Origin of the sequence: Stakelama flava, from assembly GCF_019351405.1 — a bacterium.
GTDB lineage: Bacteria > Pseudomonadota > Alphaproteobacteria > Sphingomonadales > Sphingomonadaceae > Sphingomonas > Sphingomonas flava_A.
In genome coordinates this window covers 57,614-67,748 of record NZ_JAHWZX010000017.1, presented here as the reverse complement: position 1 = coordinate 67,748, position 10,135 = coordinate 57,614, and the positions used below count along the sequence as shown (strand labels likewise).

Here is a 10,135-nt window from a genome sequence, read left to right as displayed (position 1 = left end):
ACCGCCAAGAATGAACTCGGCCTCGACCATAACGAGACGCGATCCTGGCACGGCTGGCATCGCCACGTCTCGCTGGTGCTGCTCGCCTTTGCCATGATGGCTGTAGTCCGATACCGCGCCAACAACATCACGCCCCCAAAAAGACCGAAGATGCCCGCCATCAGGAGTTGATCCGCTGGTCCGTTCAGGAGGTCCGGCGCATCGCCGTCAAATTCGCTCAACGCCAGATCGAGCCTGCCTGCATCATCGCCTGGTCATGCTGGAGGCGAGCTCATCAAGCTGCAGCAAAACGGGCTCACCTCAAAACCAAATTGCAACTGTAATGATAGTTCGATGACAGCCGCAGTTCGTGCGTATCTCACTCTTGGGATATGACGAAGCGGGGGCGCGGGTAGTGCGCCACCTGCGCTACGAGCCGATCACCGAATATCAGGCAGCGGTGGATTGGGCTGTCAGCATGGCGGACCTTATGGCGCACCCGATCCATGTCGTTCCGCTCAATGGCGATGACATGCGCGAGCCAAGCCGCTTCGGACCGATCTGCGATGCGGTCGCAAGCATGACGGATCAGGAGCGCGGCGACATGCGGCGGGTCGTGGTCACCACACGCTGCGAGGTCATGCGCGACTGCGACGACCGGCAGGTTCGTGCCGATGCCTACGACATTCTGCGTCAACTGAAGGTGACATATGAAAGCTGATATTCCGAGAGAGGAACGCCAACGCCGTGAGCGGGAGCAGTGGGCGGAGTTCCGCGCTGCCCTTGTCCGTCGCCATTTCGCTGTCATGCACGAGCAGATGGCGATTAACGCAACGATGGCCCGGTTGGAGGTGGAACACCTCACGCAGGCTGCACCCGCTATCTATGCCGCGATGGGCCGCACTCGCACATACGCTGAGCCAGCGCCTGTGGTCACGCCCGACGCTGAACCCGTTGCGCCACCCGATCCCGTGCCTGTGGCCGCTCGTCCCGGTGCGCCGGACCTGCCCTTTGACCTGCGCTATCACCTCGGCCTGCGATAACCACAATGGCGGGCATCCGGGCACTTCAAAAGCGGCTTGGGAAGCTGGAAGATGCCGGGAAGCCGAGACCGTCGCCCTTCGCTGTTCTGTTCGGGTCGTTTGACGCATGGGTTGAGAACGAGGTGCTGCCCGGCATTGAGAGCGGGGCGCTGGATGCCAACGGCATGGTGGCGGTTGTCGCTGCCCTTCGGACATGGGAAACTGAGGGGGTATGGAATGCTGGCAGCGGTGCATGAAGTGCCGTCGCCCATTTTTCTCGGTGGACGTGCTTCGCCTGCGCCTGTGCGATGGCACGGACGGATGCAGCGGAGACGAGGACAGGTTCACTTAGCGCGGCGATTCCATTTTGACGCTGCGCCGGGGCATAGCGGTGCGTTCCCCGCCAATCCAACGACCGCAGCAGCGGGGCGAGGTTCTTTCTCCTCCTGCCTGACGCTGCCAGCACCCTGCGCCCTCGGGCGTGGGGTGCTGCTATGAGCGGGTTGGCCCATGCTAGCGCGTTCGCTGCGCCGCTAGCATAGTGCTAGCATGGAAATGCTAGCGGCCTGCGCTCTCGCGCTGGACCTTCTCTAAGTGCTTGGTTTTGCTGGTGAAAAATGGTGGACGCACTAGGGCTCGAACCTAGGACCCGCTGATTAAGAGTCAGCTGCTCTACCAACTGAGCTATGCGTCCATCCGGGCGTCTGGGCGGGTGTTGGATCCCGCCGCCGCATTGGAGTGGCGCGGTTAGCACCGCTTTTTTGGGAATGCAAACCCTAAAACCACCTTTTTACCAGCGGGAGGCGCGGCGGTTGGCGCGATCAATCGACATCAGCATTCCAAGGCACAGCATGATCGTAAGCTGCGCCGATCCGCCATAGCTTACCAGTGGCAATGGGATGCCGACCACTGGCGCCAGGCCCATCACCATCGCCAGGTTGATCGCGACATAAAAGAAGATCGTGGTGGCAAGTCCGGCGGCCGCCAGTCGCGAAAAGCGGCTCTGCGCGCGCACTCCGACATTCACCCCCCAGCGGATCACCAGGAAGAAGGCGAGGATCAGCAGGCACCCGCCGATCAGGCCCCATTCCTCCGCCATGGTCGCAAAAACGAAGTCGGTGTGGCCTTCCGGTAGATAGTCGAGATGGCTTTGCGTGCCGTGCAGAAAGCCTTTGCCGAAAATTCCGCCCGAACCAATCGCGATTTTGGACTGGCTGATATGATAGCCCGCACCCAGCGGGTCGCTTTCAGGATCGAGAAAGATGAGCACGCGCTTGCGCTGATAATCATGGAGCAGCGTGTTGAATGCGATCGGAATGGCGATCGCCACGGCAAGCCCGCCGCCGATGAACAGGCGCAGCGGGATTCCGGCGAGAAACATGATGGTGATACCGCCAAAAGTGATCATCAGCGCTGTGCCGAGATCAGGCTGCAGCATCACCAGCCCGGCGGGCACGCCGACAAGCAGCGCGGCCGGCCAGATCGCCGTGAAGCGCCTGGTTTCGCCCGCTGGAAGGAGCGCATAGAAACGCGCCATGGCAAGCACGATCGCCGGTTTCATCAACTCGGACGGTTGCAGGCGGATTACGCCGAGATCGAGCCAGCGCTGCGCTCCGCCGCGAACCGCGCCCAGCAGCTCGACCAGAATTAACAGCAGAACCAATCCGCCATAGACGGGAAAGGCGCTTTTTTCCCAAAGGCTTTCGGGAAAGCGCGACATGATGATTGCCATTGTCAAAAACGCGAAGAAAGTAATAGCCTGACGTTTCGCCCAGGGGTCGATGCTGCCGCTGGCGGCTGAATACAGGACTACCAGCCCAAAGGCACCGATCGCGAACACCAGCAGAATAATCTTCCACGGCAGTTGCGCGACGGGTGCCGGGATCAGGCCGGGGCCGGTCATTCGCCGCCCTCGGGAGAGCCGGTTGCGGCCGCATTGGTCGCCGCCGACCGATCGGTCGATGCGGCGCGCTCCACAACGTCGCTGCGTGCATCGTCGACGTCTTTTGGCGGGGGCGGGACGGGAGCGTTTTGCGCCTCCATGAAAGCCTTGCGCTTCGCCTCCATCCGGGTGGCGATGTCGCCGCCCCAGGTCGCTTCGGCTTCGTGCAGGCGTTTGATGGCGCGTTCGCGATCGAACATATAGCTCAGCACGTCGCTGGCCGTTTCCGGCGCATCCAGATTGCGGATCAGATGGCCACCATGTTCGATCACCACCGAACAGGCGTAGCGCGGATTATCGGCGGGTGCGAAGCCGACGAAAAGGGCATGGTCGCGCAGATGGAAGGGGAAGCTGGCGTTGCCGGTGCGCCCCGCGCGCCGGTCTGCCATGGTGATACGGCGAACCTGCGCCGTACCCGTTTTACCGGCCAGATCGACGCCGTCGATGTTCATACGCGCAGCGCCGCCGGTGCCGCCGCCATTGACCACTGCCCACATCGCCCGCCGGATCACCTTGATATGTTCAGGGTTCAGATTGAGCGAGGCCGCCGGGCGGTGGGGTTCGTCAAGCAGGATGCGCGGAACGATTTCACGCCCGCTCGAAAGGCGCGCCGCCATCACGGCAAGTTGCATCGGATTGACGAGCAAATAGCCCTGACCGATCGAGGCATTGATGGAGTCGGCTACCGTCCAGTCCTTGCCGTACTTCTTTTTCTTCCACTGGCTGTCGGGCACCGTGCCGTAATATTGCGAAAGAAAGGGAAGGTCATATTGCGCGCCCAGCCCCATTTCACGCGCCGTGGGGGCGAATTTGTCATACCCCAGTTGCCGTGCCATTTGAAAGAAATAGATGTCGCAGCTTTGCGGAATCGCGCGGTGCATGTTGATGTTGCCATGGCCACCACGTTTCCAGCAGTGAAAACGGCCGCGTCCAACCTGCATCACCCCGCCGCAATACACCGTTTGATCGGGGTCGATCCCGTTTTGCAGCAGCGCCAGGCCGTGCATCGGCTTTACCGTCGATCCGGGTGGATACAGGCCCTGAAGCACCTTGTTCATCAGCGGGACGTGATCGTCCTGCGACAGCATCTTCCATTCCATCCTGCCGATGCCGCGCGAAAAGCTGTTCGGATCATAAGCCGGCATCGAAACCATGGCGAGCATGTCGCCGGTCAGAACGTCGAGCACGACGACCGATCCCGAATTGGTGCCGAGCCGCCGGGCTGCATATTCCTGAAGTCCCGCATCGATCGTCAGGCGGACGGTGTCGCCCGGCGTATCGGGCCGCGTCGCAAGTTCGCGGACCAGTTTTCCGCGTGCGGTCACCTCGATCCGCTTGGCACCCGGTTTTCCGCGAAGTCGGTCTTCCAGCGCCTTTTCCAGCCCGTCCTTGCCCAGTTTGAACCCCGGGGTGACGAGCAGGGGGTCTTTCTCCTTTTCATATTGTTCGGCCGAGGCGGAGCCGACATAGCCGGTCAGATGTGCGACGGCGGCACCCAGCGGATAGTTGCGCGCAAAACCGCGCGTCGGCGCAACCCCCGGCATTTCGGGGATCCGCACGCTGACGGCGGCAAAATGCTCCCAATCGAGATTTTCCTCTACCTGAACCGGCTGAAATCCGGCCGCACGGTCAAGATCGGTATTAATGCGCTGCAAATCGTCGGCGGTCAGCGCCAGCACGCTGGTCAGCAACGAAAGCGTATGCTGTTTGTCTTCCAGCCGGTCGGGGATGATGTCGACGCGGAAATCGGTGCGGTTGTCGGCAATCGGTGCGCCATGGCGGTCGACGATCCACCCGCGCCGCGGCGGGACCAGCGTCATGTTGACGCGGTTGCTTTCGGACAACAGCTTGTAATGCTGGTTTTCGGCTACTGAAAGCCATGCCATGCGTCCGGCAAGCACAAGGCCCACCGCGCCCTGGCCGATGCCAAGCACCGTGGCTCGACGGGAAAAGGTAAAGGGTTGAGCGGCTTCGGTTACGATCTTGAAAGGTTTGTTCATGTTCTGCGGCCGCGCCCGCCAAGATGGGCGCAAATACGAAATAGGAAAGGCAGCATCGCCACCGAAACGATAATCTGGAACAGCACTGCCGTATCGACATGGGCGCCGATCGGGCTGGCCACGATGCGACCGCCGATCAGCGTCACCGCGACCGCGCCTGCTCCGATAACCCAGTTATGCCATAAATCGCGCCACACAAGACGCGAATCTATCACGTCGACCGCCAAAAAACACGCGGTCCAGAAGAACATTGCGCTTCCCATCGGCTGACCGCTTAAAAGGTCGTCGAAAAGCCCCAGCAGCAGCGGCGACCAGGGGGGGAAGATGTCGGGGCGCAGCAATCGCCAACCGATCAGCATCATCAGGCCGAAAGGGGGCAGGATCGGGACGACCGCAACGAACGGAATCAGCGTGATCGCGGACCCGATCATTACCGTTACCGGGGCGAGCCAGCGCGCGCGGCGCCACATATCGACAGCACCGATCGGAACGGGCAGTCGCTCGGTCACTCGTCACCTTCCGCACGCGGCGCTTCCCGATCGTTTGCCGAGGGTGACAATTTGGGCATGAAAACCTGCTGCACCAGCGCGAAGTCGACGGTGTCGGGACTTGCGAACACGCGCCCCAGCGAACTGTCGGTCGAATTGCGAATCACGCGCGCCACCGGAATGTTCGGCGGATAGATGCCGCCCGTGCCCGACGTAACAAATGTGTCGCCTGACAGGAAAGGGGCATTGGCGACGGAGGCGGAGCGCACTTCGACCAGCCCGTCGCCGCGCCCCACCACAATAGCGGGCAGTCCGTCGCGCGTGCGTTGAACGGGTACGATGCTTTCGGGATCGATGATCAGCAATATCCGCGCGGTGTTGAACCCGGTTTCAAGCACGCGGCCGATCAGGCCGTTGGGGCCGCTGACCGGTTGGCTTGGCCGCACGCCCTGCCGGCTGCCCGCGTTGAGGATCGCGTACCGACGCGTACTGCTGGCCGAAGAACTGACCAGCCGCGCAACGGCAACCGTACCGGTGTCGCGATCGCGTAGTTTCAGAAGCGCGCGAAGCCGCCGGTTCTCGCGGCCCAACGTGCGCGCCTGCTGCACGACATGACGCGCTTGCACGAGCTGCTTCTTCAGCTTGCGGTTTTCCGAAACCGTGCCGAAATGTTCGCCGATCGCGCCGGGGATGGAACCGAACCATCCCCGCACGCTGTCCATTCCGGATGAAAGGGGGGTCGTCACCTCTCTCGCCGCGCCGCGCACGGTGCTGAACGCACCGGGATTGAAGGTGGACAGCAGCAGAAGAACGACCGCGATGACCGCGCCGAACGCCGCGATCACATAGCCGAGAAACAGCCCGTATTGCGCCCGCCGTGAAAACCCCGGGCGCCGGTTTCTGGGCGGCGCCATCTAAATCCCCGTTCTGTGGGTCAGACCGCGAGCAGCACGCCGCGGAAAATCTCATCCTCAAGCGCACGACCGGTGCCCAGCGCAACGCAGGTCAGCGGCTCTTCCGCCACGGTCACCGGCAGGCCCGTTTCATCGCGCAGCATTTCGTCGATTCCCGCGAGCAGCGCGCCGCCGCCGGTGAGCACGATGCCCTGATCGACGATATCGGCAGCAAGTTCGGGCGCGGTGTTTTCCAGCGCGATGCGAACCCCTTCGACGATCGTTCCGACGGGTTCGGAAAGCGCTTCGGCAATCTGGCCCTGGTTGATCTGGATTTCCTTCGGCACGCCGTTCACCAGATCGCGGCCCTTGATGTGGATCGTCTTTCCGATGCCGTCGCTCGGCGGCTTGGCGGTGCCGACTTCCTGCTTGATACGCTCAGCCGTGCCTTCGCCGATCAGCAGGTTGTGGTTGCGGCGGACATAGCTGACGATCGCTTCGTCCATCTTGTCGCCGCCGACGCGAACCGAGGTGGAATAGGCAAGACCGCGCAGCGAAAGCACCGCGACTTCGGTCGTGCCGCCCCCGATATCGACCACCATCGATCCGATCGGTTCGGTAACCGGCATATCGGCGCCGATCGCGGCGGCCATCGGCTCTTCGATCAGCCAGACCTGCGACGCGCCCGCGTTCGACGCGGCGTCGCGAATCGCACGGCGTTCGACCGAGGTGGAGCCGGAAGGAACGCAGATCACGATCTGCGGCCAACGAATGAAGCGGCGCTGGCCATGCACCTTCTGAATGAAGTGCTTTATCATCTGTTCGGCGACGTCGATGTCGGCGATCACGCCATCGCGCAGCGGGCGAATCGCCTCGATCGTGCCGGGCGTCTTGCCCATCATCAGCTTGGCGTCGTCGCCGACCGCCTTCACCTTGCGCACGCCGTTGAGCGTTTCCACCGCGACGACCGACGGTTCGTTCAAAACGACTCCGCGCCCCCGCAAATAAACGACCGTGTTCGCGGTCCCCAGGTCGATTGCCATGTCATGGGACATGAATTTGAAAAAGCGGGAGAAAACCATCTATTTTTCCGTCAGTTACCGCAGCAGCCCAGGCAGCGGCAGGTCGCACAAACTATCGTTTCCGAACCCTTGTGGCGCCGGTGACCTCCGGCATCGGAAAATTGGCGCAATCGGGTCGCGGGATGGCGCCGCTTGGGCTACAGCGGCGTACATGTCAATACGCCGTCTGCCAGAGCATCTCGTCAACCGTATCGCAGCAGGCGAGGTGGTGGAAAGACCCGCCAGTGCGTTGAAAGAACTGGTGGAGAACGCAATCGATGCCGGTGCGCGTCGAATCGCTGTACGTCTGGCGGCGGGTGGAACCGACCTGATCGAAGTGACCGACGACGGATGCGGCATGTCTCCCGCGGAAATGGCACTGGCGCTGGAACGCCATGCGACGTCGAAACTGCCCGATGACGCGATCGATGCGGTCACCACGCTTGGCTTTCGCGGCGAAGCGCTGCCCTCGATCGCAAGTGTCGCCCGGCTGACGCTGGAAAGCCGCGTGCGCGGCGAGGAGGGGTGGCAGCGAATCGTCGACAATGGCGTGCTGGAACGCGAAGGCCCCGCCGCGCTGCCGCCTGGAACGCGGGTGCGGGTGGAGGCGCTGTTCGCCCGTGTACCTGCCCGCCGCAAGTTCCTGCGCACCGCGCGCAGCGAATATGCCGCGTCGATGGACGTGGTCCGCCGCCTTGCCATGGCGCGGCCCGATATCGCTTTCAGCGTCGAACATGACGGGCGGCGCGTGCTTGGCGTACAGGAGGGCGAGACGGGGCCGGAGCGGGTCGCAGCGCTGACCGACCGTGCGCTTGCCGAAAACAGCGTTGGCGTCGATCTGGAACGCGGCGAAATGCGGCTTGGCGGGGTGGCGAGCCTGCCGACCTTCAATCGCGGCATCGCCGATCACCAATATCTGTTCGTCAATGGTCGGCCGGTGAAGGACCGGCTGCTGACCGGAGCAGTCCGCGGGGCGTATGCCGAGATGCTGGCGCGCGATCGTCATGCGGTGGTCGCGCTTTTCCTCGACCTTCCGGTCAGCGAAGTCGATGTGAACGTCCATCCGGCAAAGACCGAGGTGCGCTTCCGCGATCCGCAACTCGCCCGCGGCATGATCGTCAGCGGCATCCGGCGCGCGCTCGACGCCGCCGGGCACCGCAGCGTACAGCGCCCGGCCGAATCGGCGCTTGCTGCCTGGAAAACCGAAGAGGATGTGCGCCGTCAGCAGCAGGAGGAAGCGCGGCGCTCTCCGTCGTTTTTCGCCGCGTCTCCGCCCGCCTGGTCTCCCGCTCCGCAACAGGACGGAGGCGAGGGCGCGCCGGCGCATGTCGCCGATCGCCGTCCCGATTATCTTTCGGCGCAACCCCATGCGCGCGCCGAGGAAGCGAGCGCACGGGTGCCTTCTGGCGCGGACTTCCCGATGGGCGTGGCGCGCGGTCAGGTAGCGAAAACCTATATCGTGGCCGAAGCATCCGACGGGCTGGTCATCGTCGATCAGCACGCGGCGCACGAACGCCTGGTTCTTGAACGGATGCGCGCCGCCATGGCGGGCAGCGGCGTCAAGGCGCAGGCGATGCTGATGCCGGAGGTGATCGAGCTTGAAGAGACCGCCTGCGATCGGCTCGAAGCACGGATGGGCGAACTGGCCGAATTTGGGCTCGAACTCGAACGGTTCGGCCCGCGCGCGATGCTGGTTCGCGCTACACCAGCCATGTTGGGGGCGGGGGATGTCACCGGCCTTGTCACCGATCTTGCCGATGAACTGGCCGCCTATGATCAGGCGTTGAGCCTGAAGGAGCGCCTCGACCATGTCGCGGCGACGATGGCGTGCCACGGATCGGTGCGCGCCGGACGGGTGCTCTCGGTCGCGGAAATGAATGCTTTGCTACGCGAAATGGAGGCGACCCCCCATTCGGGCCAGTGCAATCACGGACGCCCGACCTGGGTAAAGCTGGGCATGGCCGATGTCGAAAAGCTGTTCGGACGGAAATGATGTCAGGACGTCCGGCTTTCGATCCATATACGCCGCTAATGGTGCTCAAACCGTTCGCTGACGACATATGGACGATGGACGGGCCGGAAATCCGGATGAACTGGCTCGGGTTGAAAATACCTTTTACCACCCGGATGACACTGGTTCGGTTGCCTGACGGGGGAATCTGGGTTCATTCGCCGACCGGGCAGGATGGGATGGTTATGGACGCGGTGGAATCGCTGGGGCCGGTGCGCCATCTGGTGGCCCCAAACAGCATCCACTATTGGTGGCTGCCGCAATGGCATGCCCGGTTTCCCGATGCACGCGTTCATGGCGTGGCGGGGCTAAGCCAGAAAGCGAAACGCCATCTACCGCCGCTTGAGGTGCTGAGGGCGACTGCGCCGACAGGGTGGGCCGGAACGATCGATCAGGTAATCGTGCCGGGCGATGTCGTTACCGAGGCTGACTTCTTTCACCGCCCCAGCCGCACGCTGATCCTGACCGATCTGATCGAAAATTTCGAACCGCAGCGGATCCGTTCACGCGTGCTTCGCTTCCTGATGCGATTGACGGGCGCGGTCGATCCCGACGGGCAGGCGCCAATTGATCTTCGCGCGACATTCTGGCGACACCGCGCTTCGGTGCGCGCGGCAGTGGAACAGATGATCGAATGGGAACCGGACCATATTATTCTGGCGCATGGCCGATGTTACGACAAAGACGGCGTCGGCGAATTGCGGCGGTCCTTTCGCTGGGTTCTTTGAACCCGGCCGTT

Annotated in this window: 9 protein-coding genes, 1 tRNA gene and 1 pseudogene; 5 read left to right on the top strand and 6 right to left on the bottom strand. The window is 62.9% G+C overall.

The window, feature by feature from the left end:
- The 3 genes and pseudogenes from KY084_RS14665 to KY084_RS14655 all read left to right on the top strand — a co-directional run.
- Positions 1–171, top strand: a pseudogene (locus KY084_RS14665) (IS701 family transposase); the annotation flags it as partial.
- 178 nt (positions 172–349) lie between these two features.
- A complete protein-coding gene (locus KY084_RS14660; RefSeq protein WP_219239221.1) occupies positions 350–700 on the top strand; it encodes a hypothetical protein in 351 nt (116 codons plus the stop codon).
- Positions 690–1,022, top strand: coding sequence for a hypothetical protein (locus tag KY084_RS14655; protein ID WP_219239220.1), 333 nt, complete (start codon positions 690–692; stop codon positions 1,020–1,022). Before KY084_RS14660 ends, KY084_RS14655 begins: the two co-directional genes overlap by 11 nt.
- 597 nt (positions 1,023–1,619) lie before the next feature.
- On the opposite strand, the gene KY084_RS14650 is transcribed toward KY084_RS14655, so the two are convergent.
- The 6 genes from KY084_RS14650 to KY084_RS14625 form a co-directional block, all read right to left on the bottom strand.
- Positions 1,620–1,695: transfer RNA gene (locus tag KY084_RS14650), tRNA-Lys, on the bottom strand.
- Between the two features lie 96 nt (positions 1,696–1,791).
- Positions 1,792–2,904, bottom strand: coding sequence for a rod shape-determining protein RodA (gene rodA, locus KY084_RS14645; protein WP_219239219.1), 1,113 nt, complete (start codon positions 2,902–2,904; stop codon positions 1,792–1,794).
- Positions 2,901–4,943, bottom strand: a complete 2,043-nt coding sequence (gene mrdA / locus KY084_RS14640; protein WP_219239218.1) for a penicillin-binding protein 2 — start codon at positions 4,941–4,943, stop codon at positions 2,901–2,903. Before mrdA ends, rodA begins: the two co-directional genes overlap by 4 nt.
- Positions 4,940–5,452 carry a rod shape-determining protein MreD gene (locus tag KY084_RS14635; protein ID WP_343228036.1) on the bottom strand — a complete coding sequence of 171 codons (513 nt, stop codon included), beginning with the start codon at positions 5,450–5,452 and terminating at the stop codon, positions 4,940–4,942. The genes mrdA and KY084_RS14635 overlap by 4 nt, the downstream gene beginning before the upstream one ends.
- Entirely contained in the window at positions 5,449–6,345 is an 897-nt protein-coding gene (locus tag KY084_RS14630; protein ID WP_219239217.1) for a rod shape-determining protein MreC, read from the bottom strand. Before KY084_RS14630 ends, KY084_RS14635 begins: the two co-directional genes overlap by 4 nt.
- 20 nt (positions 6,346–6,365) lie before the next feature.
- Positions 6,366–7,406: a rod shape-determining protein gene (locus KY084_RS14625; protein WP_219239216.1), complete on the bottom strand. Its 1,041-nt coding sequence runs from the start codon at positions 7,404–7,406 to the stop codon at positions 6,366–6,368.
- Between the two features lie 151 nt (positions 7,407–7,557).
- Here KY084_RS14625 and mutL point away from each other — a divergent pair, with 151 nt between their 5' ends.
- Positions 7,558–9,378, top strand: a complete 1,821-nt coding sequence (gene mutL / locus KY084_RS14620; protein WP_219239215.1) for a DNA mismatch repair endonuclease MutL — start codon at positions 7,558–7,560, stop codon at positions 9,376–9,378.
- A complete protein-coding gene (locus KY084_RS14615; RefSeq protein ID WP_246587206.1) occupies positions 9,375–10,124 on the top strand; it encodes a DUF4336 domain-containing protein in 750 nt (249 codons plus the stop codon). Before mutL ends, KY084_RS14615 begins: the two co-directional genes overlap by 4 nt.
- Positions 10,125–10,135: the final 11 nt, after the last annotated feature.